The organism is Streptomyces sp. 17_S59 (genome assembly GCF_056930295.1).
The window spans coordinates 3,586,146-3,610,273 of sequence record NZ_JBXOWD010000001.1; the positions used below are offsets into that span (position 1 = coordinate 3,586,146).

Annotated in this window: 25 protein-coding genes; 15 read left to right on the forward strand and 10 right to left on the reverse strand. The window is 71.3% G+C overall.

Features of this window, described 5'->3' with window-relative positions; genetic code table 11:
• Positions 1 to 19: 19 nt before the first annotated feature.
• Entirely contained in the window at positions 20 to 730 is a 711-nt protein-coding gene (locus AC1Z4A_RS15960) for a FadR/GntR family transcriptional regulator (RefSeq protein WP_483679533.1), read from the reverse strand.
• Between the two features lie 180 nt (positions 731 to 910).
• Between AC1Z4A_RS15960 and AC1Z4A_RS15965 the strand changes: the two genes are divergently transcribed.
• Positions 911 to 1,645: a rhomboid-like protein gene (locus tag AC1Z4A_RS15965; protein ID WP_483679535.1), complete on the forward strand. Its 735-nt coding sequence runs from the start codon at positions 911 to 913 to the stop codon at positions 1,643 to 1,645.
• Here the strand turns inward: AC1Z4A_RS15965 and AC1Z4A_RS15970 are convergent.
• The 5 genes from AC1Z4A_RS15970 to AC1Z4A_RS15990 form a co-directional block, all read right to left on the reverse strand.
• Positions 1,587 to 2,414 carry an HAD family hydrolase gene (locus AC1Z4A_RS15970; protein WP_483679536.1) on the reverse strand — a complete coding sequence of 276 codons (828 nt, stop codon included), beginning with the start codon at positions 2,412 to 2,414 and terminating at the stop codon, positions 1,587 to 1,589. The two genes, AC1Z4A_RS15965 and AC1Z4A_RS15970, sit on opposite strands and share 59 nt — an antisense overlap.
• Positions 2,411 to 3,688 (reverse strand): serine--tRNA ligase, encoded by a 1,278-nt coding sequence (serS, locus tag AC1Z4A_RS15975; protein WP_483679537.1) that lies wholly within the window; start codon positions 3,686 to 3,688, stop codon positions 2,411 to 2,413. Before serS ends, AC1Z4A_RS15970 begins: the two co-directional genes overlap by 4 nt.
• Before the next feature lie 643 nt (positions 3,689 to 4,331).
• Positions 4,332 to 5,282, reverse strand: a complete 951-nt coding sequence (gene pheA / locus AC1Z4A_RS15980; RefSeq protein ID WP_483679539.1) for a prephenate dehydratase — start codon at positions 5,280 to 5,282, stop codon at positions 4,332 to 4,334.
• A 105-nt stretch (positions 5,283 to 5,387) separates the two neighbouring features.
• Positions 5,388 to 5,987 carry a helix-turn-helix domain-containing protein gene (locus AC1Z4A_RS15985; RefSeq protein WP_483679541.1) on the reverse strand — a complete coding sequence of 200 codons (600 nt, stop codon included), beginning with the start codon at positions 5,985 to 5,987 and terminating at the stop codon, positions 5,388 to 5,390.
• A 64-nt stretch (positions 5,988 to 6,051) separates the two neighbouring features.
• A complete protein-coding gene (locus AC1Z4A_RS15990; protein ID WP_483679543.1) occupies positions 6,052 to 6,537 on the reverse strand; it encodes an ATP-binding protein in 486 nt (161 codons plus the stop codon).
• Positions 6,538 to 6,719: 182 nt separating this feature from the next.
• On the opposite strand from AC1Z4A_RS15990, the gene AC1Z4A_RS15995 reads away from it, so the two are divergent.
• From AC1Z4A_RS15995 to efeB, 6 genes are all read left to right on the forward strand, one after another.
• Positions 6,720 to 7,508 carry a hypothetical protein gene (locus tag AC1Z4A_RS15995; protein WP_483679544.1) on the forward strand — a complete coding sequence of 263 codons (789 nt, stop codon included), beginning with the start codon at positions 6,720 to 6,722 and terminating at the stop codon, positions 7,506 to 7,508.
• A 107-nt stretch (positions 7,509 to 7,615) separates the two neighbouring features.
• On the forward strand, positions 7,616 to 8,395 hold the full coding sequence (locus tag AC1Z4A_RS16000) for a YcnI family copper-binding membrane protein (protein ID WP_483679546.1): 780 nt from the start codon (positions 7,616 to 7,618) through the stop codon (positions 8,393 to 8,395).
• Between the two features lie 90 nt (positions 8,396 to 8,485).
• Positions 8,486 to 9,142: an SCO family protein gene (locus tag AC1Z4A_RS16005; RefSeq protein WP_483679548.1), complete on the forward strand. Its 657-nt coding sequence runs from the start codon at positions 8,486 to 8,488 to the stop codon at positions 9,140 to 9,142.
• A complete protein-coding gene (locus tag AC1Z4A_RS16010; protein ID WP_483679550.1) occupies positions 9,142 to 9,645 on the forward strand; it encodes a copper chaperone PCu(A)C in 504 nt (167 codons plus the stop codon). Before AC1Z4A_RS16005 ends, AC1Z4A_RS16010 begins: the two co-directional genes overlap by 1 nt.
• A gap of 4 nt (positions 9,646 to 9,649) precedes the next feature.
• The gene (locus AC1Z4A_RS16015; protein ID WP_483679551.1) at positions 9,650 to 11,581 is read left to right on the forward strand and encodes a copper resistance CopC/CopD family protein; all 1,932 of its coding nucleotides are present in this window, start codon (positions 9,650 to 9,652) and stop codon (positions 11,579 to 11,581) included.
• A complete protein-coding gene (gene efeB, locus AC1Z4A_RS16020; RefSeq protein WP_483679552.1) occupies positions 11,581 to 12,948 on the forward strand; it encodes an iron uptake transporter deferrochelatase/peroxidase subunit in 1,368 nt (455 codons plus the stop codon). Before AC1Z4A_RS16015 ends, efeB begins: the two co-directional genes overlap by 1 nt.
• A 282-nt stretch (positions 12,949 to 13,230) precedes the next feature.
• On the opposite strand, the gene AC1Z4A_RS16025 is transcribed toward efeB, so the two are convergent.
• Positions 13,231 to 13,494 carry a hypothetical protein gene (locus AC1Z4A_RS16025; protein WP_483679554.1) on the reverse strand — a complete coding sequence of 88 codons (264 nt, stop codon included), beginning with the start codon at positions 13,492 to 13,494 and terminating at the stop codon, positions 13,231 to 13,233.
• 52 nt (positions 13,495 to 13,546) lie between these two features.
• Here AC1Z4A_RS16025 and AC1Z4A_RS16030 point away from each other — a divergent pair, with 52 nt between their 5' ends.
• The 6 genes from AC1Z4A_RS16030 to AC1Z4A_RS16055 all read left to right on the forward strand — a co-directional run bounded on the left by AC1Z4A_RS16030 (position 13,547) and on the right by AC1Z4A_RS16055 (position 18,019).
• Positions 13,547 to 14,725: a helix-turn-helix domain-containing protein gene (locus AC1Z4A_RS16030; RefSeq protein ID WP_483679557.1), complete on the forward strand. Its 1,179-nt coding sequence runs from the start codon at positions 13,547 to 13,549 to the stop codon at positions 14,723 to 14,725.
• Positions 14,726 to 14,977: 252 nt separating this feature from the next.
• A complete protein-coding gene (locus tag AC1Z4A_RS16035) occupies positions 14,978 to 15,424 on the forward strand; it encodes a hypothetical protein (RefSeq protein ID WP_483679559.1) in 447 nt (148 codons plus the stop codon).
• Positions 15,425 to 15,625: 201 nt separating this feature from the next.
• Positions 15,626 to 15,931, forward strand: a complete 306-nt coding sequence (locus AC1Z4A_RS16040; protein ID WP_483679560.1) for a hypothetical protein — start codon at positions 15,626 to 15,628, stop codon at positions 15,929 to 15,931.
• 558 nt (positions 15,932 to 16,489) lie between these two features.
• The gene (locus tag AC1Z4A_RS16045) at positions 16,490 to 17,308 is read left to right on the forward strand and encodes a helix-turn-helix domain-containing protein (protein WP_483679561.1); all 819 of its coding nucleotides are present in this window, start codon (positions 16,490 to 16,492) and stop codon (positions 17,306 to 17,308) included.
• Between the two features lie 169 nt (positions 17,309 to 17,477).
• Positions 17,478 to 17,768 (forward strand): hypothetical protein, encoded by a 291-nt coding sequence (locus AC1Z4A_RS16050; protein ID WP_483679563.1) that lies wholly within the window; start codon positions 17,478 to 17,480, stop codon positions 17,766 to 17,768.
• Complete coding sequence (locus AC1Z4A_RS16055; RefSeq protein WP_483679564.1) at positions 17,765 to 18,019, forward strand: hypothetical protein; 255 nt, start codon at positions 17,765 to 17,767, stop codon at positions 18,017 to 18,019. Before AC1Z4A_RS16050 ends, AC1Z4A_RS16055 begins: the two co-directional genes overlap by 4 nt.
• 25 nt (positions 18,020 to 18,044) lie before the next feature.
• Here AC1Z4A_RS16055 and AC1Z4A_RS16060 read toward each other — a convergent pair whose 3' ends face one another.
• Both AC1Z4A_RS16060 and AC1Z4A_RS16065 read right to left on the reverse strand, forming a co-directional pair.
• Positions 18,045 to 18,971: a GDSL-type esterase/lipase family protein gene (locus AC1Z4A_RS16060; protein ID WP_483679565.1), complete on the reverse strand. Its 927-nt coding sequence runs from the start codon at positions 18,969 to 18,971 to the stop codon at positions 18,045 to 18,047.
• 68 nt (positions 18,972 to 19,039) lie between these two features.
• On the reverse strand, positions 19,040 to 19,756 hold the full coding sequence (locus tag AC1Z4A_RS16065; RefSeq protein WP_483679566.1) for a TetR/AcrR family transcriptional regulator: 717 nt from the start codon (positions 19,754 to 19,756) through the stop codon (positions 19,040 to 19,042).
• A gap of 105 nt (positions 19,757 to 19,861) precedes the next feature.
• Here AC1Z4A_RS16065 and AC1Z4A_RS16070 point away from each other — a divergent pair, with 105 nt between their 5' ends.
• Together AC1Z4A_RS16070 and AC1Z4A_RS16075 are read left to right on the forward strand one after the other, a co-directional pair.
• Positions 19,862 to 21,535, forward strand: coding sequence for a CocE/NonD family hydrolase (locus AC1Z4A_RS16070; RefSeq protein ID WP_483679567.1), 1,674 nt, complete (start codon positions 19,862 to 19,864; stop codon positions 21,533 to 21,535).
• Positions 21,536 to 21,544: 9 nt separating this feature from the next.
• The gene (locus tag AC1Z4A_RS16075) at positions 21,545 to 22,516 is read left to right on the forward strand and encodes a MerR family DNA-binding transcriptional regulator (protein ID WP_483679568.1); all 972 of its coding nucleotides are present in this window, start codon (positions 21,545 to 21,547) and stop codon (positions 22,514 to 22,516) included.
• 52 nt (positions 22,517 to 22,568) lie between these two features.
• Here AC1Z4A_RS16075 and AC1Z4A_RS16080 read toward each other — a convergent pair whose 3' ends face one another.
• Entirely contained in the window at positions 22,569 to 24,038 is a 1,470-nt protein-coding gene (locus tag AC1Z4A_RS16080) for an aminopeptidase P family protein (RefSeq protein ID WP_483679569.1), read from the reverse strand.
• Between the last annotated feature and the right edge of the window lie 90 nt (positions 24,039 to 24,128).

The window sequence follows — 24,128 nt, forward strand, 5'->3', positions numbered from 1 at the left end:
GGGAGGAGGGGACAGCTCGTCAGCGCTCGGCCAGCAGCGACTCGACGGCCTGTTTGGGGCGTTCGAGCAGCGTGCGGGCCGCGCGCCCGGCCTCGTCGGGGTCGCCCGAGGCGATGGCCTCCATGAGGGCGTGGTGGTCGCCGTGCACGATGCGCGGCATGTCGCGGTCGCCGAGCGCGGTGACCAGCGCCTCGCGCACCGAGCTGCTGAACCACGTGTAGGTGGCGGTCAGCGCGGGGTTGTGCGCGGCGTCCACGACGGCCTTGTGGAACTCCACGTCGTGATCCGCGTACAGCTCCAGATTGCCGGAGTCGGGCTGGCCGTCCGGGTCCTCGAAGGCCGTCTGGGCGTCCAGCGCGGCCCGCATCCGCTCCAGGTCGGCGGGCTCGTGCCGCAGCGCCGCCAGGCGCGCGGCCTCCGCCTCCAGCGCGATGCGCAGCTCCAGCACGTCGCGCACGCCCGCGCGCTGCAGGCCCCGCACGATGTCGCCGGGGTCGGCCGTGGAGACCACGAAGGTGCCCTCGCCCTGCCGTGAGCGCAGCATCCCGGCGTGCACGAGTACGCGCACCGCCTCGCGGACCGTGTTGCGCCCGACCTGAAGCTGCTCGGCCAGGGCGTGCTCGGTGGGGATGCGCTCGCCCACCCGCCACTCCCCGGCGGCGACCTGGCTGCGCAGCTGGTCCACGACGGTGTCCACGAGGGACTGGCGTCCCGCCGCTCGCAGGGCCATGGGCGTGTTCCTCCGGGGTGGTGAGGGTGGTGAGGGTGGTCAGGCTGGTGGCGTCGGCCGTCGTCCCGGCCGGTCGCCCAGTCATCCTACAACTGAATCGTCCTACAACCCGGGGCCCCTGCAACTGCGCGGGACCAGCAGGATCAGCGGGATCAAGGACCCCGGGTCTACCGTCGAAAGGTGGACGTCGAGCGCACGGCCGCCCGGACCGTTTCCGGAATCCGTTCCTGGATCCGCTCCGCGCCCGGCACTCACATCTGGCTGTTGATCATTGGCGTCAACAGCCTCGTCATCGCTGCCGCCAGCGAGGGCCTGGAGAACTTCCTCCTCCACCGCACCAGCAGCAACATCCACGAGCTGAACAAGCACCCGTTCCAGTCCCTGCTCATCAGCGGCTTCTGGATAGCGAACCCGTCCTCGTTCCTGCTCTACGTGGTGCTCTTCGAGGTCTTCCACGCCAATGTCGAGCGGTGGATCGGCACCCTGCGCTGGTTCCTCACCGTCGCCCTCGCCCACATCGCGGCCACGCTCATCAGCCAGGAGGTGCTGCTGCTGGCGATCGAGAGCCACTCGGCGCCGCGCTCGATGAAGCACGTGGTCGACATAGGGGTCTCGTACGGGCTCGCCGGGGCCGTCGGCATCCTCGCCTACCGCGTGCCCAGGCCCTGGCGGTACGGCTATTTCGCCGGGGCGGTGCTCTTCTTCGCCGTGCCGCTGGTGACCGGCAGGACGTTCACCGACGTCGGCCACGCCATTGCCCTGGCGCTGGGGCTGGCCTGCCGGCCGCTGACGCGCGGCAGGCAGGCATGGCGATGGGATCTGTGCCGGGTGCCGGCGCGGCTCCCGGGCGGTCCGCTCAACCGAACAGGCGCTCCAGCACGACCGCGATTCCGTCCTCCTCGTTGGAGGCGGTGATCTCGTCCGCCACGGCCTTCAGCGTCTCGTGCGCGTTGGCCATGGCGACGCCGTGGGCCGCCCAGCCGAACATCGGGACGTCGTTCGGCATGTCCCCGAACGCGATCGTCTCCGTCGGCTTGACGCCGAGGCGCCGGGCGGCGATCGAGAGGCCCGTGGCCTTGCTCAGGCCCAGCGGCAGCAGCTCGACGATGCCCGCGCCCGCCATCGTCACGTCGACGAGGCCGCCCGCGACCGTGCGCGCCACCTCGGCGAGTGCGTCGTCACCGAGGACGGGGTGCTGGAGGTAGAGCTTGTTGAGCGGGGCCGACCACACCTCGGCCGGGTCCGTGATGGGTACGACCGGGAGCGGGCCCTCCTGGAGGCGGTAGCCCGGGCCCACCAGGACGTCCCCGTCCAGGCCGTCGCGGCTCGCGGCCAGGTACAGCGGGCCGACCTCGGCCTCGATCTTGGCGACCGCCAGCCCGGCGAGCTGCCGGTCGAGCGTCACGGACGTCAGCAGCCTGTGCTCGCCCGCGTGGTAGACCTGCGCGCCCTGACCGCAGACGGCGAGGCCGCGGTAGTCGAGCGCGTCCAGGATGTGCCTCGTCCAGGCGACGCTGCGCCCGGTGACGACGATGTGCGCGGCGCCCGCCGCCGTGGCCAGCCCGAGGGCGGCGCGGGTGCGCTCCGAGACGGTCTCGTCGGGGCGCAGCAGCGTGCCGTCGAGGTCGGTCGCGACGAGCCGGTACGGCAGCTGGGCGGCGGGCTCCGTGCAGGGGTCGGTCACTTGGCGACGGGCTCCAGCAGCTCGCGCCCGCCGAGGTACGGCCGGAGCACCTCGGGCACGCGCACGGAGCCGTCGGCCTGCTGGTGGTTCTCCAGCAGCGCCACGATCGTGCGCGGGACGGCGCACAGCGTGCCGTTGAGCGTGGCCAGCGGCCGGACGTTCTTGCCGTCGCGCATGCGGACGGACAGGCGCCGGGCCTGGAACTCGTCGCAGTTGGAGGTGGAGGTCAGCTCGCGGAACTTGCCCTGGGTGGGGATCCACGCCTCGCAGTCGAACTTGCGCGAGGCCGAGGCGCCCAGGTCGCCCGTGGCGGTGTCGATGACCTGGAAGGGCAGCTCGAGGCTGGTCAGCCACTGCTTCTCCCACTCCAGCAGGCGGGCGTGCTCCGCCTCGGCGTCCTCCGGCGCGATGTACGAGAACATCTCGACCTTGTCGAACTGGTGGACGCGGAAGATGCCGCGGGTGTCCTTGCCGTACGTACCGGCCTCGCGGCGGAAGCAGGGCGAGAAGCCCGCGTAGCGCAGCGGCAGCCGGTCCGCCTCGATGATCTCGTCCATGTGGTACGCGGCGAGCGGGACCTCGGACGTGCCGACCAGGTAGAAGTCGTCCTTCTCCAGGTGGTAGACGTCCTGCGCGGCCTGGCCGAGGAAGCCGGTGCCCTCCATGGCGCGCGGCTTGACCAGGGCGGGGGTGAGCATCGGCGTGAAGCCGGCGGCGGTGGCCTGCGCGATGGCGGCGTTGACCAGGGCCAGCTCGAGCAGGGCGCCGACGCCCGTCAGGTAGTAGAAGCGCGAGCCGGAGACCTTGGCGCCGCGCTCGACGTCGATCGCGCCGAGCGCCTGGCCCAGCTCGAGGTGGTCCTTGGGCTCGAAGCCCTCGGCGGCGAAGTCGCGCGGGGTGCCCACGGTCTCCAGGACGACGAAGTCGTCCTCGCCGCCGCGCGGCACGTCCGGGTGGACGAGGTTGCCGATCTGCAGCAGCAGGCGCTGGGCCTCGGCGGCCGCCTCGTCCTGCTCGGCGTCGGCGGCCTTGACGGCGGCGGACAGCTCGCCGGCCTTCTTCAGCAGCCCGGCCTTCTCGTCGCCGGCGGCCTTGGGGATGAGCTTGCCGAGCGCCTTCTGCTCGGCGCGGAGTTCGTCGAAGCGGACGCCGGACGACCTGCGCCGCTCGTCGGCGGAGAGCAGTGCGTCGACGATGTCGACGTCCTCTCCACGGGCACGCTGGGACGCGCGCACACGGTCGGGGTCCTCACGGAGCAGGCGAAGGTCAATCACCCCTCCAGGCTACCGTTGCAGGCCGGGGTTGCTCGACGCGATATTCCTGTTTGCCGGGATTTGCCCTGTTCTGGGGTCCATGGAAAAACCTGTGAATCGTTGTGGGTCATGGACGGGCAATCGCGAGGTGCGCCCGCCGGAATTTCCGGGAACTTCCGGTAAAGGGGGGCATAGCGGTGCGGTGAGGGCATCGTCGGGGCTGTCGCGGAGGCCGAGCTTCCTTGTGGAAAGCGGGAGTTGGGGACGGTCGTTGTCCACAGGACCCCGTGGTTCCGGTTCTTTGTCCACAGGGTGTGCGCGAAATCTGTGGATGCTGGAATCGGTTCTTCCGCTTGTTCTGTCATTCGTCGGAGTTTCGCCAGGTAAACCTCTTACGGACACTCTTTAGGGTGGCGATCGCTCCCTCTAAGGGGTTGTTCGAGGCTTTTCGGTGGACGAGGGGTCGCCGGCTGGCCTTCTTGGGGGCTGTGGACGGTCCGAGGCTCCGACGAGAGGCCGCCGGGGACGATTTGTCGACCAATGACCGATTCATTCGCTTTCTCGGCGCCGTGCCGACAGTTCTCTCTGTCGACTTATCCCCAGGTCGAGAAGGGCCTGTGGATAACCCTGTGGGTAACTCCCCGGCCCGGGCCCGCTCCGCGGCTCAGGCCCGCCCGTCCTGGCAGCGTGCCAGCCACTCGGCCGCCGTCACGAAGTCCGCGTCCGACGTTCCCGGCCGCAGCGGCACCGCGGCACCCGACAGACCGTCCGGGTCAACACCCGCACGCGGGTACGAGCCCAGGAACCGCACCTTCGCGCACGTCCGCTTGAGTCCCGTCAGCGCCTCCGCCACCCGGCGGTCCGTGATGTGCCCCTCACAGTCGACGGAGAAGCAGTACCGCCCCATGCCCTCGCCCGTGGGCCGCGACTCGATCCGCATCAGGTTCACGCCGCGCACCGCGAACTCCTGGAGGTACTCCAGCAGCGCGCCCGGGTGGTCGTCCCGCTGCCACATCACCAGGGACGTCCGGTCCGCGCCCGTCCGCGCCGCCGGCCGCGCCGGGCGGCCGACCAGGACGAACCGGGTCTGGGCGTTCTCCGCGTCGTGAATGCCGGTGACCAGCGGCTCCAGTTCGTACGTCGCGGCCGCGAACTCCCCGGCGAACGCCGCGTCGTAGCGGCCCTCGCGGACGAGCCGCGCCCCGTCCGCGTTGGAGGCGGACGACTCCCACGCCGCGTCCGGCAGGTTGGCCGCCAGCCACTTGCGCACCTGAGGCTGCGCGACCGGGTGCCCGGTCACCGTCTTGATGTCCGCCAGCCGAGTGCCGGGGCGCACGAGCAGGGCGAAGGCGATCTCCAGCAGCACCTCGCGGTAGATCATCAGCGGGGCGCCGGTGGCGAGTTCGTCGAGCGTCGCCGTGACGCCGCCCTCCACGGAATTCTCGATCGGCACGAGGGCGGCCGCGGCCTCGCCGTTGCGCACGGCGTCCAGGGCGGCGGGGACCGAGACCATGGGGACCAGTTCGCGGGTCGCCGCCTCCGGAAGGGTGCGGAGGGCGGCCTCGGTGAACGTGCCTTCCGGCCCGAGGTAGGTGTAGCGGCTGGCCGAGTTCACGCGACTCTCCTCCGGAACGTTCACCTGATGGGCCTGTCACGATACCCAGCCCCCCGGTGGGCCGTTCGCGGTTGCAGATCGCCGCCGCCCGGGCACCGCCCCCGGTCAGTCGTCGACCCGGTCGCCGCGCCGGGGCCTGGCGCGTACGTGCATGCGCTCGCCCTGGCGCCCGAAGAGGCTGAGGATCTCGACCGGACCGTCCCCCGTGCTGCCGAACCAGTGCGGCAGCCGCGTGTCGAACTCGGCCGCCTGCCCCGAGCCCAGGACCAGGTCGTGGTCGGCCAGCACCAGGCGGAGCCGGCCGGCCAGGACGTAGAGCCACTCGTAGCCCTCGTGGGTGCAGGGCTCCGGGGTGTTGCGGGTGGCCGGGACGACCATCTTGAAGGCCTGGAGCGGGCCGGGCTGCCGGGTGAGCGGCAGCACGGTGTTGCCCCTCACGGTCCTGGGCGTCAGGCGCACGCGCGGGTCGCCGACCTCGGGGGCGCCGACGAGTTCGTCCAGCGGGACCTGGTGGGCCTGGGCGATGGGCAGCAGCAGCTCCAGACTGGGGCGGCGGTGACCGGACTCCAGGCGGGACAAGGTGCTCTTGGAGATGCCCGTGGCCTCGGACAGCGCCGCCAGGGTCACACCGCGCCCGGTGCGCAGGCGCTTCAGCCGGGGGCCGACCTCTTCGAGGGCCTGCGCGATGGCGGATGAGTGCTCCATGCGGCCCATTGCACCGCGTACGTTCCGGAGACGGCAACGACGAGCCTCGAGGCTCCCAGGACTCTCAGGACGCCTTCAGCAGCGCGCCCGCCGGCGGCCCGCCTTCTCTCCACTTGAGGATCTTGTCGAAGCTCACCACCGCGCCCTGCCGCCCCGGGCGGTTGTGGACGCGGACGTGGTCCGTGAGGGACGCGATCAGGAAAAGACCCCGGCCGTGCTCGTCGTGCACGGAGGCCGGGGTCCTCGTGTGGGCTGCGGTACGCGCCGGATCGTGACGCGGGCGGCGGGGGCGGTCGGCGAAGCCGGGGCCCGAGTCCGTGACCTCGATGCGGCAGGTGTCGCCGTCGATGAGGGCGGTCACGCGGTAGCCGACGGAGGAGTCACCGCCGTGCTCGACCGCATTCGCACACGCCTCGCTGAGGGCGACGGCGATGTCGTAGGAGGTATCCGGATCGACCCCGGCCGTTTCCATGGCACCGATGAGAAGCCGCCTGGCGAGCGGAACGCTCGCGGCCTCGCGCCGCAAGTGGAGTGACCACCAAATGCTCATGCTCAGCCTCCTGGCTGCGGCTCGACATACCGTTACGTATAGCCACGCACGACGCGCCGTAAGCCTGTCGGTGGTGTGACACCGCTCATTCGGCCGATGCGGGAACCGGGTCGAAACGTGTATGCGGACCGGCCACCCCTGCCGTAGGGATGACGCCGGCCCGGTGGGATGATGGCGCAGCCATGCCTCACCCCGTCGCGCGCGCCGGCGCCGATCTGCGACTGATCCGGGCCGCGGTGTTCACCGCGGTCTGTGTTCTGCTGTCCGCGGGCGGGCACATGCTGGCGTCCTGCGAGAGCGTGCCGCTGTGGACGCTGGGCGCAGGGTTCCTGGTGGTCTTCGCGGCGGTCGCGCCGCTGGCCGGACGGGAGCGTTCGCTGCCGGGAATCGCGGCCTGCCTGGCCGTGGGCCAGCTCGCGCTGCACACGCTGTTCGGGCTCGGCCAGCACCACTCCGGTGCGGCCGTCCCGGCCGCGGGTGCGGAGGGCCGGCTGATCGGCTTCGCCGCCCAGCTGACCTGCAACCAGCCCCATACGATCTCCGCCGACCAGGCGCGCCGGGTGATCCTCGACGCCGGGCTCGACCCGGCCGTCCACTCCGCCGGGATGGACGCCCTGCCGACCGGGGCGTCATCGCCGTCCGGCGCCCTCGCGCACGTCCTGGCACCGTCCCTCCCCATGCTGCTCGGACACCTGCTCGCGGCCTTCGCCCTGGGCTGGCTGCTGCGGCGCGGCGACGTCGCGCTGCGCCGCGTCGTGGAGCTGTCGGCGGAGTCCGCGCGCGGTGTCGCGGAGGCGGCGCTGGTCCGTGCGGCCGGGGCCGTGCTGCTGCTCGTACGGGCCTGGGCCCCCGAGCCCGTGGTCGTGCCGCAGCGGCGGACCGGCACCGAGGACGAGCGGCCGGCCCGGGAGCCGGTTCTCCAGCACTTCGTGATCAGGCGGGGGCCGCCGCAGTTCGCCCTCGCGGCCTGACGACGCGACGCACCCACCGGCACCGGTTCCGGTACGGGAGGGCGGTCGTGCCGTCGCCGCACGCGCGCCATCCCCTCCGATTCCTCCTGCCCGTGGAGTGTTTTCCCATGAACGTGAACGCATCGCGTATCCGTGCCGTCCGCCGCACCTCCGTCATCGGCGGCGTCGCCGCAGGCGGCGTGCTCCTGCTCGCCGGTCCCGCCTTCGCGCACGTGAGCGTCCAGCCCGGCACCGCCGAGAAGGGCGGTTACAGCACCATCTCCGTCAAGGTGCCCAACGAGAAGGACAACGCGTCGACGGTCAAGGTCGAGCTGAACCTCGACCCCAAGCACCCGCTGGCCTCGGTCATGCCGCAGGCCGTGCCGGGCTGGGACGTCAAGGTCGAGAAGACCAAGCTCGACAAGCCGCTGCAGATGCACGGCAAGACGATCGACGAGGCCGTCAGCAAGGTCACGTGGAGCGGCGGCAAGATCGATCCGGGTCAGTTCCAGCAGTTCCCGCTGTCGGTCGGCCAGCTGCCGACGGACACGGACGAGCTGGTGTTCAAGGCGCTCCAGACCTACTCCGACGACGACGTGGTGCGCTGGATCGACCCGTCCAAGCCGGGCGGTGAGGAGCCCGAGCACCCGGCCCCGGTGCTGAAGCTCGTCGACAAGGGCGCCTCCGCCGCGGGCGGCGACCACCACGACGACCACGACGGCAAGGACGCCAAGAAGGGCGACAAGGCCGAGGTCACCGCCTCCGCGGAGAAGTCGGAGAAGGACGGCGGGTCCTCCGGCACCGACACCACCGCCCGCGTCCTGGGCGTCGTCGGGATCGTCGCCGGCGTGGCCGGGGTCGCCTTCGGCGTGCTCGCCGGGCGCCGCCGCACGTCCACGTCTGCCTGACGCGACCCGAGAACCGGACAGTCCGGGCAGGCGGGGCCCGTACCGCCCCGCCTGCCCGTGCACCACCGACCACTCCTGGAGAAGCACTCCATGCGCACCAAGCTCCTGGGCGCGGCGCTCGCCACCGCCGCCGCCCTCGCCCTCACCGCCTGCGGCGGCTCCGGCTCCGGCGGGGGCGACAAGCCCGCGGCCGACGTCTCGGCCGAGCCCCAGAAGGCCGGCGCGATCACCCTCGACTCCCCGAAGGACAAGCCCGACCTGGTCCTGACCGACACCTCGGAGAAGAAGTACGAGCTGGTCAAGGAGACCAAGGGCCGCCCGGTCCTGCTCTACTTCGGCTACACCTACTGCCCCGACGTGTGCTCGACGGTCGTCTCCGACATCGCCGCCGCCGAGAAGAAGCTGCCCAAGGCCGACCAGGAGAAGCTCCAGGTCGTCTTCGTCACCACCGACCCCGAGCGCGACACGCCCAAGCGCATGCGGGAGTGGCTGGATGCCCAGGGCGGCCAGGACATCGTCGGTCTGACCGGCGACTTCGCCACCATTCAGGCGGCCGCCAAGCCGCTGGGCATCTACGTCGAGGCGCCCAAGAAGGAGAAGGACGGCTCCGTGACCGTCAGCCACGGCGCCGAGGTCGTCGGCTTCTCGCCCAAGGACGACGCCGGCCACTGGATCTACACCTCGTCCACCACGTCCGAGCAGTACGCCAAGGATCTCCCGAAGATCGTCAAGGGGGAGAACCCGTGATGCGCCCCAAGAAGATGAACAAGTCGACTGTTGTCACCGCCGCCGCCCTGCCGCTCGCGCTCGCGGGCGGGCTCCTGCTGGTGACCGGCTGCCAGTCGGAGAAGGACTCGCTGACCTCCGGCAAGGCCGCCGAGCTGTCCGTGAGCGGCGCCTACATGCCGCAGCCCGCCATGGACGACATGGCGGCCGCCTACTTCACCGTCAGGAACGACGGCGGCAAGGCGGACCGGCTCACCAAGGTCACCAGCCCGCTCTCGGCCGACGTGACCCTGCACACCACCGAGGGCGCGCAGATGAAGCACGCCGAGACGCTGGAGGTGCCCGCCAAGGGCGAGGTCTCCCTCGCGCGCGGCGGCACGCACCTGATGCTGGGCAAGCTCGACCACAAGCCGAAGCTCGGCGAGAAGGTCGAGTTCACGCTGCACTTCGCCACGTCGGCGCCCATCAAGATCCAGGTGCCCGTCGAGGCCGCCACCTACCGGCCGCCCGCCGCCAAGGAATGACGCGGTGAAGAGGACCCCGACCACGGCGAGGCGGCTCCCGCGGAGGGCGCTGACCCTCCTGGGGACCCTGCTCGCCGCGCTGCTGTGCACGCTGTCGTTCGGCGCGGGCCCGGCCTCGGCGCACGCCGCGCTGACCTCCACCGACCCCGCCGAGGGCTCGGTGGTGCCGGCCGCGCCCGCGCGGATCAGCCTGACCTTCTCCGAGGGGGTGCTGCTGAACGCCGACTCCGTACGGGTCCTGGACCCGCGCGGCGAGCGCGTCGACGAGGGCCGGCCCGCGCATCTCGACGGGCGCTCCGACACCGCGGCCGTCGGGCTGCGCGCCGGGGTCGGCGACGGCACGTACACGGTGGCGTGGCAGGCGGTCTCGGCGGACAGCCACCCGGTGGCCGGGGCCTTCACCTTCTCCATCGGCGCGCCGTCGAAGACGACGGTGGCGGTGGACACCGCGGCCACGACGACGGACCCCACCGTGGGCACCTTCTACGGCATCGCCCGGTACGCGGCCTACGCAGGCTTCGTCCTGCTCGTGGGCGGCTGCGTCTTCGCGGGCGCCTGCCACTCCTCGCGGCCGGTGCAGCGGATCGCGGTGGGCGGCTGGGTCGCGCTCTTCGTGTCCACGGCGGTGCTGTTGCTGCTGCGGGGCGCCTACACGGGCGGCAAGGGTCTGGGCTCCGTGCTGGACCTGTCGCTGCTCGGCGACGCGCTGTCCACCAAGCCGGGGGCGGCGCTGCTGTCGCGGCTCCTGCTGCTGAGCGCGGCGGCGGTGTTCCTGGCGGTGCTCTTCGGCACGTACGCCCGGGAGGACGCCGCGGACTCCCCGGCCCCCGCCGCACCCCGGCGGGGCGTCGCGTACGGGCTGGGCATCGGCGGCGCGGTCGTCGCGGGCGGCCTGGCGGCCACCTGGGCGCTGGCCGAGCACGCCTCGGCGGGCCTGCAGGCGTGGCTCGCGATGCCGGTCGACGTGGCGCACCTGCTCGGTGTGGCGGTGTGGCTGGGCGGCCTGGCCGCGCTGCTGGCCACGCTGTGGTCCGGGGCGCCGGTGCAGCGGGCGGCGGTCGAGCGCTTCTCGCGGCTGGCGTTCGGGGCCGTGTGCGTCCTGGTCGCCACCGGGCTCTACCAGTCCTGGCGGCAGGTCGGCTCGTGGGGCGCGCTGACGGGCACGGAGTACGGGCGACTGCTGCTGATCAAGGTGGGTCTGGTGGCCGCCATGGTGGTCCTCGCGTTCTTCTCCCGGCGCTGGACGGGGCGGCTCGCGGACGGGTCCGCGAACGCGAGCGGGAGCGGGAGCACGAACGCCGGGCGGCCGCGGAAGGCCGCCTCCGCGCCGGGCTCCGGGCCGGGGGCCGCCGCGGACCCCGTACGGGCCGCCCAGCTCGCCCGGCAGCGGGCCGCGCTGGCCAAGGCCGCCGGGAAGCGCGAGCGGGACGCCGACGGGAACCGCACCGGGCTGCGCCGCGCCGTCCTCGCCGAGACCGCCGTGGCGGTCGTGCTGCTGGCCGTCACCACGCTGCTCACCGGCACCCAGCCCGGCCGCGCGGAGACGGAGCAGCGGCAGGCCGGGGCCGCGTCGCCGGGGTCCCGCCCCGCGGCCGCCCCTGCCGAGGCGAGCATCGCCTACGACACGGGCGGTGCGAACGGGCGCGGCACGGCCCGGATCACCGTCGACCCGGCGCGCTCCGGAGGCAACACCGTCGCCCTGGCGCTGACGGACGCCTCGGGCCGACCCGTCGACGTGCCGGAACTGACGCTCTCCTTCACCGAGAAGGAGAAGACGATCGGCCCGCTGCGGGCACCGCTCCAGCGGCAGTCCACCGGCCGCTGGCAGGCCACCGGCTTCCAACTGCCCATGGCGGGGGACTGGCAACTCTCCCTGACCGTACGGACCTCCGACATCGACCAGGTCACCGAGATCGGAAACGTGAAGATCAACTGATGGCTGACAAGGCTGTGAAGACCCCCGGAAAGCCGTCCGGGAAGGCGTCTGCGAAGGCATCCGGGAAGGCATCCGGGAAGGCATCCGGGAAGGCATCCGGGAAGGCACCCGTATCCGGAAGCGCCCCCGCAGCGCCCCCCGTAGGCGTCTCCCGCCGCCGTCTGCTCGGCACCGCCGGGGCCGCGGGCGCGGCCGGGCTGCTCGCGGGCGGCGCGACCGGGGCGTTCGGGGCCGAGGCCCTGCGGGACGAACCGGCGCCGCTGACAGGCGTCGGCTCCGCGGCCGTGCCCTTCCACGGCACCCACCAGGCGGGCATCGTCCAGCCCGCGCAGGCCCACGGCCACCTGGCCGCCTTCGACCTCGCGCCGGGCGCCGACCGCAAGGCCGCCGCCGCGCTGCTGCGCCGCTGGTCGGCGACGGCGGCGGAACTGATGGCGGGCCGGGCGCCGCAAGGCGACGACACGGGCGTCGCTCTGGACGCGGGCCCGTCCTCCCTGACCGTCACCTTCGGCTTCGGACGCACCTTCTTCGACCGGACCGGGCTGACGGACAAGCGGCCCGCGGCGCTGGAGCCACTGCCCGCCTTCACTGCCGACGCACTCGACGCCAGACGCAGCGACGGCGACCTGTGGGTGCAGATCGGCGCGGACGACTCCCTCGTCGCCTTCCACGCGCTGCGCCTGCTGCAGAAGCAGGCCGGGGGAACGGCCCGGCTGCGCTGGCAGATGAACGGCTTCAACCGCGCCCCGGGCGCCACCGCGCGCCCGATGACCGGCCGCAACCTGATGGGCCAGATCGACGGCACGAACAACCCGAAGCCGACGGACGCGAACTTCGCCGAGCGGATCTTCGTGCCGGAGGACGCCAAGGGTGCGGAGGCGTGGATGGCGGGGGGCTCGTACGCGGTCGTGCGGCGTATCCGGATGCTGCTCGACAGCTGGGACAACCTTTCGCTGGACCGTCAGGAGAAGGTGATCGGCCGCCGCAAGTCGGACGGCGCACCGCTGTCGGGCGGTACGGAGACGACGCCGGTCGACCTGAACAAGATGGGCCCGGACGGCTCGCTGGCGATCGCGGGCGACGCGCACATCCGGGTGGCGGCGCCGGAGTCCAACCGCGGGGCGGCGATGCTGCGGCGGGCGTTCTCGTACCACGACGGCTTCCTGGACGACGGGGCGCCGGACGCCGGCCTGCTGTTCATCGCGTGGCAGGCGGACCCGATGAAGGGCTTCGTTCCCGTGCAGCGCAAGCTGGACCGCGGCGACGGCCTCTCCCGCTTCCTGCGCCACGAGTCGAGCGGCCTGTTCGCGGTACCGGGCGGCTGCGCGGAGGGGGAGTACGTGGGGCAGCGGCTGCTGGAGGGATGAGCTGTTGGCGGCTGCGCCGCGGCCAAACACTGTGAGGGATACGAGCGCGAATTCCTCCTCGGCTACTTGTGGTTGTAGCTACTTGTGGTCCGTAGCCCGTGGATGCCCCGTGCCTGCATAGGTGATCCAGCAGGTATTGCGAGCTGCGTCCACGAGATACCAGACGCGGCCACCTCCGGTTACTTCGAACTGCCACTGCTCGCAGGTCTGTCCGCGATGGACGCCATGCGCCAGGCTGCCCATCCGCCGCAGGTGGTGCCGCCCGGTCGCCACGACCGGCGGTCACGCGACCTCCTCCGGGTCGGGTACCGGCCCGTAGTCGGCGTCATGGTCTCTGGTCAGCGCTGCGAGAACGTCAGGATCGGAGTGGGCTTCGGCCGTGTGCTGCCATGCGATGAGCATCTGCGCAACGGCTGCGTTGTTGGCGATGGACTCCGCAGCGCGCATGGTGTCGACCAGCTCCACGGCAAAGGCATGGACGTCAGGTTCGGGCAGGAAACGGACCCAGGGAAATGCGTCGGGCAGTATGTCCAGGAGCAGTTCCATGCTTCCGGGTTCGCGTCGGGCCATCGCCCGCAAGAGGGATTACGCTCGGGCCATGGGTGCCACCTTCGGCAGACGCCTCCGGGACGTGCGGAAGCGCCGGGGCCTGAGCCAGCGCGAACTTGCAGCCCAGTCGGGCGTTTCGTTGTCGCTGATCCGCAAGTTGGAGCAGGCTGAACGCAATGTCACCCGGCTGGAAACGGCAAGACGGCTCGCCGTCGCTCTGCGCGTGCCGACAACGCAGCTGGTTACAGAACACACCGAAGACGGGTCCGAGTCCCGGCCCGTTGATCGATGGGAAGCGGTCAGGGTCGCTCTGACAGGGACAGGGCAGGAACCCGAGCCGGATGAGCCCCCCACAGTCGCAGGGGTGAACGCCACACTCGAGTCCGCCCTGCCGTTGTTCACCAGCAACCGCTATGCCGAGCTGGGCCTGATCCTGCCGCAGCTCATTCGCGATGCCGATCTGGTTGCCGAGTCCGCCCTCGAAGGCCGTGTCGTTCGCGCAAGACTCATGCAGCTCACCGGTTGGCTACTCACCCAGACACGTCAATACCGCGCGGCCCGCATCGCGCTTGATCGTGCCCTGGGCGGTGCGACAGACGATCTCCACGCGGCCACTACTGTCAGCACCAAGTGCTGGCTGCTCTTGCGCCAGGGGAGGCTCGCTTCCGCGCGAGAGCTTGCGACGCAGTGGGCCGACGAGGTCGAGCCCCGGATGTCTCGGGCCACGCCCGCCGAACTGAGCGCATGGGGATGGCTGTTGCTGCGCCTCTCAGCAGCGTCCATCAGGGACAACAGAGCCGACGAGGCCGAGCACGCGCTACGGCTCGCGCACTCTGCTGCTGTCACGATGGGGCGTGAGTTCGCACCCGAGGATGACTTCCTCCGGGCCTTGGGGCCCGTGACAGTGAAGCTCAAGCAGGCTGAGAACGCGCTGATCGCCGACCGTCCGGATCGCGTTCTCCAGCTCGCGGAACGCGTGCCTGCAAACAGGCTGCGCCCCACCTCCAACAACCGCAATCGCCACCTCTTGGACGTCGCAGAAGCGAATGTCCGGTTGCGGCGGTATGCCGAAGCAGTGGACATCCTGGAGCAGATTTGGGCCGTTGCGCCCCAGTGGCTTCCCAATCAGCGTTTCGCGCAGGACATTCTCGGACGCGTGATCGATCGGAGGAGGACGCTCACGCCGGGCATGCGAACGCTCGCCGACGCCATCGGCGTCCCGCTGTGACCAGCTGTGGCACTTCCCGGTGCCACCGGTTCAAAGTGCCATTGTCCGGTAACGGGCAGCCTTCGTAGCGTCCTGGTCCATGACGACGGACGAACAGGCATGCCCTCCCGCGAGCCCCGACAGGCCGAAGCGCTGCCCCACGATCAGGGCTCCGAGAGGCGTGTCGGCTCGGCGTTGATGCCCGTTAGCCGAGCCGACAGGCAGTCACGCTCTGGGCTTTGGAGCGGGGCCGTTGCCGAGCGAGGGAGTTCCATGGCAAAGATCCAAACGGGCACTGGGCACGTAACCGTCTTTCCGTTACTGCACATGTGGCCCGATACCTACGGAGTGGTTGCGTACGCCACCATGGGCCACTTCGGTGATACGGCTGTTGCGGGATACATCCCGATCCCCGAAGTCCCGGACGTCTACCTGATGGACGTTGCAGGGCGGCACGCCGTGGGCAGCTCACCCACCAGGAACGTGGATTGGGTTCTCTGCACCGTGTGGAGTTCACGGGCCGTGCCCAAACCGCGCTCCCTGGACCTGCACGATGCTGAATGGTCCCTCGAGGTGGACTCAAGCGGCGCGCCTGCCGCCACTCTGTACGGCCACGACCACCTCTACGTAGGGCGCTTCGCGCTCACCGACCCCGAGCTGATGGAGCAGGCCCGAAGTGTCCTGCCGAACCGCACGAAGGTGACAGTGGGCGCGAACTGACATGCAAACAAGGTTGGTTCAAGAAACGGGGGGAGGGGGCCATCCCTTACCCTCTGACACATCACCCCATCAGGTGATGAGCTGGTAGACGCGCGTCGTGGCGCGGTACGTTCGCGCCACGATTGCCGACAGACGAACGCCCCTGCTCGGGAAGTGGGTCCCGGACGAGGGCTTGGCCACCAGGGATTCGAGGCCGTCCCCATGACTGATGCGCAGTCCAGTGCCCATGGCGCCGCAGGCTCGGAGGAGCCGTCATCCGAACTGATTCACATCCGGCACCAGCACGACTCGGACTTCACCGTCGTCGGCCTGGACTTTGTCCAGAACCCCAACCTGTCGGCCCGCGCCCTCGGCCTCGGCGTGTACCTCCAGTCCCTGCCGGATGGCACGACCGTAAGCATCGATGATCTCGTACGCCGCTATCCCGACCCCGAGGCCGCCATTGTCCGGGCGCTCGAAGAGCTGGTGGCCGCCGGTTACGTGAAATGGACATCGATCTCGTCCTGACCTTGGCCGAACCCGGGCCTGATCTGTGCTTGCTCGTCGGCCGTCTCCCCTCGGTCCCCGGCCGGCAGTCGGCGTCATGGTCCCTGGCCCGCGCCGCGAGAACGTCACCGTCGGGGTAAGCCTCAGCAGCGTGCTGCCATGCGATGTGCATCTGGGCAGCAGCTGCACTGTTGTTGACTGACTCCGCCGCCTGCATGGTGTCGACCACTTCCACATGCTGCCGCGCGCCCGTGCCGCACCGTTGCCCGGAAGAGGGGCAGCTCTGCCGTCCGGGCCCCAGAGGGTTCCGCCCCATGGATGCACCGGGTCGCGGTGGGCCACGACCCGGTGGGCCATCTCCCGGTGCGGCGCGAACTCCCGTTTAAAGAAGTTGGGTTCAAGGAACGGAAGAAAGAACCCTTCCCCACCAACCCGGCACGTCACCCCATCAGGTGACACGGTGGAAGTTTCGCGCCTCGGCGCGATACGGTCGCGCCACAACCCCAGGCAGACGACGGCCCCCGCCGGGACGGGCATCCCGAACGAGGGCCTGATCATCCAGGAAGCGGAACCTTCCCAATGACTGATGCGCAGTCTAGCGCGCACGCCTCCGCGCGTGCGGAGACGCCGCGGGCCGGAGTGGAGCACATCCGGTACCGGCACGAATCCCACTTCACCGTCGTCGGCAATCACCTTGCCCAGCACGCCGGTCTGACGCCCCAAGCCGTCGGAATCGGCGTCTACATCCAGTCGCTGCCCGACGGGGCGACCGTCGGCATCAAGGACCTGGTCCGACACTTTCGCGGGGGCGAGATCACCATCACCCGGGCCCTGAGGGAGCTGGAGAACGCGGGCTACCTGGAGCGGAAGCGCGTACGCACTGAGGACGGCCGCGTCGTGACACGAACCCGCTGGTTCGAGCGGCCGGGCGCCGAGCCCGCGAGCAGCAAGGTCAGCCTCGTGAAGCGGCGGCGCCCTGCGGCTCCACGCCCCGCCGAACCCCCGCAGCCCCCGCCGCCTCCGGCGCCGCTGCCGCCCGTCGACGAACCCGCCGCCGAGGTGCTCGCCGGCCTGCGGCGGCGCGATCCCAGGCTGGTGCTGTCGGAGGTCGACGTCCGGCGGCTGGCTCCCCTCGTACGCACCTGGCTCGATCGCGGCGTCACCCCGCACCAGCTCGCTCTCACCCTGACCGGTGAACTGCCGCTGGGGCTCATCCAATGGCCCGCCCGGCTCATCGGCTACCGGCTCAAGAACTGGCTGCCGCCCGTCCTGCCCACGCCCAGAGCTGCCGCTCGACCCGAACCGCCCCTCCCGTTCCAGACCTGCGACGGCTGCGAGCGCGTCTTCCGGTCGGACTGCCCCGGCCGCTGTCGCGACTGCCGCCAGGAAGCAGCCTGACCGTCGGCAGGAGGCCGGGCAGTACACATTCATCGGCCTCAGCCGAGCTGTTCGATGAGGCAGTCGATGCAGGCCTGCACACGCTTGAGGCAGCACCCCCGGGAAGTCGCCGCGCGACCTGCCGGAGTCCGAGTAGCGTCGGTTCCATCACTGAGGAGGAGGGGTCACCGTGACCGCACACCCCACTGAGCACCAGCCCGCACCCGGGCCGCCGCCCATGCGCACGCCGAACGACTTTCGGGCCGCCCTTCGGGCCTATGGCAAGCCCGGCGACCTGGAGCAGTTCGAGGAGATGCTGGCCGTCACCGATCTGGATGATCTGACGGCGGTCCGTCGGCTGAAGCTGCATTTCCGCCACCGCGTGCTGTTGCGGCTCGACCCGGTGGGATCGGCCGCGGTGGAGCGGTCGGACGAGGACATGATGGCCGAGCTGCGGAGCAAGCTCGAGGCCGCCCGGTGACCCACGCGTTCTACTCCGACGCCGCCGAGAAGGCGCGCGTGGAGCTGGCCCGGAGTGAGCGGGCCGCCGTCGACAGCGTCCGCACCGCCCTGGAGAGCGACCCCTGGCAGGGCACCCCCATGCCTTCCAGCGACCTACGGGTGGTCGTTCTCCTGCCCGAGGAGACCGGCGGCCGTGGCACCTCGGTGGTGTATCGGTACAGCGAGGATCTCGACGCGGTGTTGATCTTGTGGCTAGTGGCAGGACCGTAGACCCGGCGCCGTCGGCAACGCCGGCTCAGCCGCCCATGGCGTCGAGGTGCTTGAAGAGCGCCTGATGCCCCTCGGGAGTCGGGTGCAGGCCGTCGACGAAGAGCTCGGGCCTGTCGCGCAGCGGCTCCCACATGTCGAGGAAGTCGACGTGGTTCCCGGCGCACCAAGCCCGCATGCGCTCGCGCAGGTCCAGCGCCCGGGCCCGGGTGAATCGCAGGCCCTCGTAGTCGCCGGTCCGTGCTTCGTCGAGCCATATCGGGCCCACGACGACGAGCCGCGCGTTGTGATCCCGGGCCGTGGCGGCCAGCGAGCCGAGGCTGTCCGCGATGTGCGCCAGTCCGTCACGGGGGGACTGCGGCACGGCGGAGTCGTTGATTCCCGCGGCGACGAGGAGGGTGTCGGGCAGGCGCGGAGCCAGGAGCACGGGTGTCTGCTCGCTGACGCCGGTCAGGGTGCTGCCGGGGATGGCCAGGTTGAAGACCCGGTACTCGGCCTCGTTCCGCGCGATGTGGGCGGCCGCCAGGTGCGCTGCCCATCCTCCGTGCGGATCACAGCGTCCGTAGGCGATGCTGTCGCCGACGATCACGATGCGCGCCGCCGAGCGCAGCGGCTTCGCGTCCAGATAGGCCCAGGCGCTCTCCCCGGAGGAGAGGAGCACCCGCCGCCGGGCGTAGTCGTCGACCTCGTAGGCGTCGGCCGCGGCGAGGTCCTGGTCGGTCAGGCGCAGGACGGCGCCCTCGACCGTGGCGCCGTACTTGCGCTCCAGGGTCAGGTGCACGTCGAGGCCGCTGGTGGCGATCACGGCCGGATCGGTGATCGGCAGGGGCCTGGTCGTGTAGCCGACCAGCGACGCCGGGGAGCTGGGCACGGTCCGGCCGAAGAGCGTGGCTTGGACCTGCTCGTCCAGCAGCGTGCCGAAGGAGAACAGTGCATGGGGGCGTGACTCGGTCACCGGGAGCGCCGTGGCCTTTCTTCCGACCGGAAATGATCAGGTCACCTTAACGGTCGGCAGGCCCGTGATCAGCCCGAGTCCAGCCCGTCCACCAGCCGGTTGAGGAACCGCGCGAACGTGGCCTCGGGCGTGATCGGGCGCCTTGGTGCGGAGAGGGCCGCCGCGAGTTCCGGGTGGCGGCCGTCCGCGGCGACCGCGGCGAGGTAGCGGGCCTCGGCCGCCGCCCGTTCGGGCGATCGTGCCGCCGCGGCCTGCGCGATCTCGTGCGCGACGTGTCCCGCGACGAAGCCCGTGAGCTGGGCGAAGACCTCCAGCCGCGCCGCGCCGTCCAACGCGGTGGGCCGCAGGGCGGCAAGCGCGTGCTCAAGGAAGGCCAGGCCACTGGGGCCGAGGGTCCGGCGGGTGGACAGGACCGCGGGCAGCCAGGGGTGCCGCAGCATGAGGGCGCGCTGGGCGTGGGCGATCGCTTTCAGGTCGGTGCGCCAGTCGCCGGTGAGGGCGTCCGCCGTCGGCAGTTCGCCGCTGACGTGGTCGACCATCAGCTCCAGCAGCGTCTCCTTGTCGGGGGCGTAGCTGTAAAGCGACATGACGCCTGCGCCCACCTGCGCGGCCACCCGTCGCATGGTGACCGCGTCGAGCCCTTCCGCGTCCGCCAGGGCGACGGCCGCCGTCGTGATCGCCTCTCGGCTGAAGGCGGGCCTGCGCCCCCTGCGGGGCCGGTCGGAGCCCAGCCAGAGCTGTTCCGGGTCGACGCCCGTGGCGCCGGACCCGTCGTCGCGGCTCACGGTCTCGTGCTCCCTTCCGTCCCTCTTCGCTGTGGACCTTGTGGACTTCATCCAAGCATCCTCTATTCTCGTACACCGTACGGAAATGGTGGAGGGGAACGAACGATGACTTCACGCCTGCGCAAGCCGTCGCTGTCCGCACGGCTGACGAGGGCGACCTGGCGCGGCCTCCCGGCCAAGCGGTACGACGTCGGGTGGGAGCCGGGCCTGGCCGTGCCGGCCGCCGACGGCAGTCCGCTGATCAGCGACCACTACTTCCCGCGCGCCGAGGGCGACTTCCCCACCCTCCTCGTGCGCTCGCCCTACGGCAGGGGCGTGCCGTGGTCGCCCATGTACGGCGTGCTCTTCGCCGAACAGGGCTTCCATGTGGTCCTGCAGAGCTGCCGCGGCACCGGCGGCTCGGGCGGCCGGTTCGACCTGTGGCGCAATGAGGCCGCGGACGGACAGGCCACGGTGGCCTGGCTGCGCGAACAACCCTGGTTCGACAGGCGGCTGGGCACGATCGGGCCCAGCTACATGGGATATACGCAGTGGGCGCTCGCCCTCGACCCGCCGCCGGAGCTGAAGGCCATGGTCGTGCAGATCGGCCTGCACGACCCTTACGCCTACTTCCACGCAGGCGGTGCATTCCACTTGGAGAACGCCCTCACCACGGCTGTCGGCCTGACCTACCAGCACCGGGGCATGGCCGCGCTCGTCAAGGCGTCCCTGCGCATGCAGCGCCGCATGCGTGACATCTCCACCGCATGGCCGCTGCGCGAGGCGTGCAGGGCGGCCCTCGGGGGCGAAGCGTCCTGGCTGGAGGGCGTGATGACGCACCCCGACGCCGACGACCCGTACTGGCACGGTGCCTCCCTGGCACAGGCGGCGGAGCGGTCGAGTGTCCCCACATGCCTGATCGCCGGGTGGCACGACGTGTTCCTCGACCAGACCCTCGCGCAGTACGGCAGGCTGCGCCGGGCCGGTTGCGAGACCGCTCTGCTCGCCGGGCCCTGGACCCACCACTCCGCACTGCAGCAGGGCTGGCCCGAGGTGTTCGCCGAGAGCCTCGCCTGGCTGCGTGCCCACCTGTGCGGTGACCCCTCCGCCCTGCGCCCCACCGCGGTGCGCGTCCACATGGGCGGCGAGGACACCTGGCGGGACCTCGACGACTGGCCGCAGTCCCCTTCCCCGGTCGCCACGCCGTGGTTCCCCGCCCCCGACGGGCATCTCACCCGGCAGGCCCCCACGGACGGTTCGCCCTTGGCCTCCTTCCGCTACGACCCGGACGCTCCCACCCCGTCCCTCGGCGGCCCTCTGCTCTCGCCCTCCGCCGGTCCCTGCGACAACCGCACCCTGGAAGCCCGGGACGACGTCCTGACGTTCACCGGCCCGCCGCTCACCGAGCCCCTGGACATCCTCGGCCCGGTCTCCGCACGGCTGACCGTCTCCACGGACACCGGATACGCCGACGTCTTCACCCGCCTGTGCGACGTGGACGCCCAAGGACGCTCCGTCAACGTCTGTGACGGGCTGGCCCGGCTGCGCACGGACGGGCAGGGGTCCTCGCAAGTCACCGTACCGATGAGTGCCATCGCCCACCGATTCCCCGTCGGGCACCGCCTCCGCTGGCAGATCAGCGGGGGCGCCCATCCGCGCTACGCCCGCAGCCCCGGCACCGGGGAGTCGCGCGTCGACGCCACCGGCGGTACGCCCGTACGCATCTCGCTGCACGCCGACTCGGCGCTGATGCTCCCTGCCGTCCGGAGTGTTGACCTTGCCCCCAAGGGCAAGGTTTAGCCTCCCTGCATGAGGATCGGCGAGGTCGCCCGCCGGGCGGGTGTGTCGGCGAAGGCCGTGCGCTACTACGAGTCGCTGGGTCTGGTCACCCCGGCCCGGCTGGCCAACGGGTACCGGGACTACGCCGAGCAGGACGTCCGGCTCGTACGGGAGATCAAGGCGCTCGGCGGGCTGGGGATACCGGCGGAACGCACCCGCCCGTTCCTGGAGTGCCTGGCCGGCGGCGGACCGCATGCCGACGACTGTCCGGCGTCCCTGGCCGGTTACCGCGACGCCATCGAGGACCTGGACGAGCGGATCCGCCTCCTCGCCGCCCGCCGGGCGGCGCTGGCCACGCGGCTGCACGAGGCCGCCCACCGCAACAGCACCGGACACCTACCAGGAGAGACGATGAGCGACGCCCACCAGCTGCACCGGCTGCCCGCAGGTCTGCCCGTACCGGAGGACGACGGCGCCGCCGCGCACCTGCCGGGCCTGCGGGCTCCGCGCATCGCGCTGCCCGCCACCTCGGGGGAGACGGTCCTGCTCGCCGATCCGGGGCCCGGCCGCACCGTGCTCTACGTCTATCCGCTCACCGGTCGCCCGGACGCCGATATCCCCGAGGGCTGGGACACCATCCCCGGGGCCCGCGGCTGCACCGTCGAGGCATGCGACTTCCGCGATCACCACCGGGAACTCGTCGAGGCGGGCGCGGCGCGGGTGTTCGGGCTGTCCAGCCAGGGGACGGACTACCAGCGCGAGGTCGTCGAACGGCTCCGGCTGCCGTTCGCGATGCTTTCCGATCCAAACCTGCGGCTGGTCCGCGAGCTGGGACTGCCGACGTTCGAGTTCGGCGGGCAGACCCTCTACCGGCGGCTGACGATGATCATCCGCGACGGTGCGATCGAGCACGTCTTCTATCCGGTTTTCCCGCCGGACCGGCACGCCGGTCAGGTCCTGTCCTGGCTGCGGGACAACCCCGCGGCGGAGGACGGGGAGTGAGCCGCCGCGGCCCGCAACGGGGGAGCGGGCCGCGGCTCGGCAGGCCTGGGGCTCAGCCCTTCAGGCCCGCCATCCACGCCTCGACGTCGGCGGACGTGCGGGGCAGCGCGGCGGAGAGGTTCCGGTTGCCGTCCTCGGTGACGAGGATGTCGTCCTCGATCCGGACGCCGATGCCCCGGTACTCCTCCGGCACGGACAGGTCGTCGGCCTGGAAGTAGAGGCCGGGCTCGACCGTGAGCACCATGCCGGGCTCCAGGACGCCGTCCACGTAGGTCTCCGTGCGGGCGACCGCGCAGTCGTGGACGTCCAGGCCGAGCATGTGGCCGGTGCCGTGCAGGGTCCAGCGGCGCTGGAGACCCAGCTCGAGCACGCGCTCGACCGGGCCCTCGACCAGGCCCCACTCGACGAGCTTCTCGGCGAGCACGCGCTGGGCGGCGTCGTGGAAGTCGCGGTACTTGGCGCCCGGCTTCACCGCCGCGATGCCGGCCTCCTGGGCCTCGTACACGGCGTCGTAGACCTTGCGCTGCAGCTCGGTGTACGTGCCGCTGATCGGCAGCGTGCGGGTGACGTCGGCGGTGTAGAGGGTGTTCGTCTCCACGCCGGCGTCCAGGAGCAGCAGGTCGCCGGAGCGGACCGGGCCGTCGTTGCGCACCCAGTGCAGGGTGGTGGCGTGCGGGCCGGCGGCGCAGATGGAGCCGTAGCCGATGTCGTTGCCCTCGACGCGGGCGCGCAGGAAGAACGTTCCTTCGATGTACCGCTCGCTGGTGGCCTCGGCCTTGTCGAGGACCTTCACGACGTCCTCGAAGCCGCGGACCGTGGAGTCGACGGCCTTCTGCAGCTCGCGGATCTCGAAGGCGTCCTTCACCAGGCGCTGCTCGCTGACGAAGATGCGCAGCTCCTCGTCGCGCTCGCCGGTGGCGTCGCCATTGGGGTTGTCCGTCAGTGCAGCCTCGATGCCGGCGTCGTGGCCGCGCACGACCCGGACCGGGCCGGTGGCGTCGGTGAGGGCGGCGGCCAGCTCGCGGACGTCGCGGGCGGGCAGGCCCAGCAGCTGCTCGGCCTCGGCGAGGCTGTTGCGGCGGCCGACCCACAGCTCGCCCTGGCCGTCCAGCCAGAACTCGCCGTTGGCGCGGTTGGAGCGGGGGAGGAGGTGGATCGTGGCCTCGTGGCCCTCCGGGCCGGTGGGCTCCAGCACCAGGACGCCGTCCTGGGTCTGGTCGCCGGTGAGGTACACGTACTCCGTCGAGGCGCGGAAGGCGTACTCGGTGTCGTTGGAGCGCGTCTTCAGGTTGCCTGCGGGGATCACCAGGCGCTCGCCGGGGAAGCGCGCGGAGAGCGCGGCACGGCGGCGCGCGGTCTCCCCGGCCTGGGGTATGGGGGCGAGGTCGCGCATTTCGGTGTCGGCCCAGCCGGACGTCATGTTCTCGGCAAGCTCGTCGGAGACGGCGGGGTAGAGGCCGTTCTTCCGCTGCTTGATCGGCTCGTCACCTTCGGGGTTCTCGGGTGCGGGCTGTTCGGTCACTGGTTTTCCTCCTCGAACGGGGCCGCTTTCCATCGTATGTGTGGGGGAAAGCGGGCGAGAAGGCTGTGACCGATCACTCGATCCCGAAAA

Bases quoted from the DNA above. Each gene is read 5' to 3' on its own strand.
- AC1Z4A_RS15960 (WP_483679533.1), bottom strand. From the start codon at position 730: ATGGCCCTGCGAGCGGCGGGACGCCAGTCCCTCGTGGACACCGTCGTG.
- AC1Z4A_RS15985 (WP_483679541.1), bottom strand. From the start codon at position 5,987: ATGGAGCACTCATCCGCCATCGCGCAGGCCCTCGAAGAGGTCGGCCCC.
- AC1Z4A_RS15990 (WP_483679543.1), bottom strand. From the start codon at position 6,537: ATGAGCATTTGGTGGTCACTCCACTTGCGGCGCGAGGCCGCGAGCGTT.
- AC1Z4A_RS15995 (WP_483679544.1), top strand. From the start codon at position 6,720: ATGCCTCACCCCGTCGCGCGCGCCGGCGCCGATCTGCGACTGATCCGG.
- AC1Z4A_RS16000 (WP_483679546.1), top strand. From the start codon at position 7,616: ATGAACGTGAACGCATCGCGTATCCGTGCCGTCCGCCGCACCTCCGTC.
- AC1Z4A_RS16005 (WP_483679548.1), top strand. From the start codon at position 8,486: ATGCGCACCAAGCTCCTGGGCGCGGCGCTCGCCACCGCCGCCGCCCTC.
- AC1Z4A_RS16010 (WP_483679550.1), top strand. From the start codon at position 9,142: ATGCGCCCCAAGAAGATGAACAAGTCGACTGTTGTCACCGCCGCCGCC.
- efeB (WP_483679552.1), top strand. From the start codon at position 11,581: ATGGCTGACAAGGCTGTGAAGACCCCCGGAAAGCCGTCCGGGAAGGCG.
- AC1Z4A_RS16025 (WP_483679554.1), bottom strand. From the start codon at position 13,494: ATGGAACTGCTCCTGGACATACTGCCCGACGCATTTCCCTGGGTCCGT.
- AC1Z4A_RS16030 (WP_483679557.1), top strand. From the start codon at position 13,547: ATGGGTGCCACCTTCGGCAGACGCCTCCGGGACGTGCGGAAGCGCCGG.
- AC1Z4A_RS16035 (WP_483679559.1), top strand. From the start codon at position 14,978: ATGGCAAAGATCCAAACGGGCACTGGGCACGTAACCGTCTTTCCGTTA.
- AC1Z4A_RS16040 (WP_483679560.1), top strand. From the start codon at position 15,626: ATGACTGATGCGCAGTCCAGTGCCCATGGCGCCGCAGGCTCGGAGGAG.
- AC1Z4A_RS16045 (WP_483679561.1), top strand. From the start codon at position 16,490: ATGACTGATGCGCAGTCTAGCGCGCACGCCTCCGCGCGTGCGGAGACG.
- AC1Z4A_RS16070 (WP_483679567.1), top strand. From the start codon at position 19,862: ATGACTTCACGCCTGCGCAAGCCGTCGCTGTCCGCACGGCTGACGAGG.
- AC1Z4A_RS16075 (WP_483679568.1), top strand. From the start codon at position 21,545: ATGAGGATCGGCGAGGTCGCCCGCCGGGCGGGTGTGTCGGCGAAGGCC.